The organism is Campylobacter taeniopygiae, from assembly GCF_005406225.1.
Lineage (GTDB): Bacteria > Campylobacterota > Campylobacteria > Campylobacterales > Campylobacteraceae > Campylobacter_D > Campylobacter_D taeniopygiae.
Genome location: NZ_NXLY01000055.1, coordinates 1 through 945, shown reverse-complemented (window position 1 = coordinate 945; position 945 = coordinate 1). Strand labels below are relative to the sequence as shown.

Genomic DNA, 945 nt, shown 5'->3' with positions numbered 1-945 from the left:
TTAGGTAAAACTTTTAAAACTTTATGTAAAGTTAATAAATACAATAAAGAATTTAACCTTACTTACAAGGATGCACAAGAATCATTTTTTATAAGTGAGTATGAAATGATAAATAAATTTGTCATACCTGATTCTTTTTTAGTTTTAGAAGCCATGCAGGTTCATATAGAAATACTCGATAGATGTATATTAGAGAAATTGTTAGATGAGGATTTGAAAAAAGATACAAACTGTGCAGAAGCAATTTGCAAAATGCTACCTTTTAATATCAAAGATGAAAAGAATCAAGAGATACCTATAAAAGATAATATAGGAGAAATTTTAAAATACAATTCTGATTGTTTTAAATGTATCAGCAATGAAGACAATCAAGAATTTTTTCAAGCTAGAAAAAAACAAATGATTAATTTAATTTATGAAAATCATTGCACTAGTTATTATTTAAGTAAAAATCAAATTGCTAAAACCAATATAGGATTTAATTCTGTAAGTTCAACTGCCTTTGTTGATTTAAAAGAAGAGAAATTTTTTATTTTTGCTAACCATAAAGATGTGGTTGATTGTAGAGAAATTTATGAAAGAGCTATAAGTAAAACCGGTATTTCTTTGGAAGCACTTCAAAACTACCAAACTTATATCTTCCTCAATTCCACCCTTTTAACAGGCTCTAAAGAATTCTCTAATAATCCCTTTTATTTTGGAGAATTAGATCAAGAAGGGATAATCAAACAAGATGTACCCAGTTATTATTTTTCCCCTAAAGATGAAAGCAGTGGTTTAGGAAGACTTAGCATCTTTTATAAAAATGATGAACTTTGCTTACTTAATTATTCTATATTAGAAAACTCTTTAAATATCAAATTAGAATGCTTAAGCAAGCAAAGCTTAGAATATAAAGATTTAATTTCAAACATTCTAGAAGAACAAAAAACCACACAAGTAGAT

At 26.3% G+C, this 945-nt stretch carries 1 pseudogene; it reads left to right on the top strand.

The annotated features are described in order from the left end of the window. Window positions 1-105 precede the first annotated feature (105 nt). Window positions 106-945, top strand: a pseudogene (locus tag CQA75_RS09360) (hypothetical protein); the annotation flags it as partial.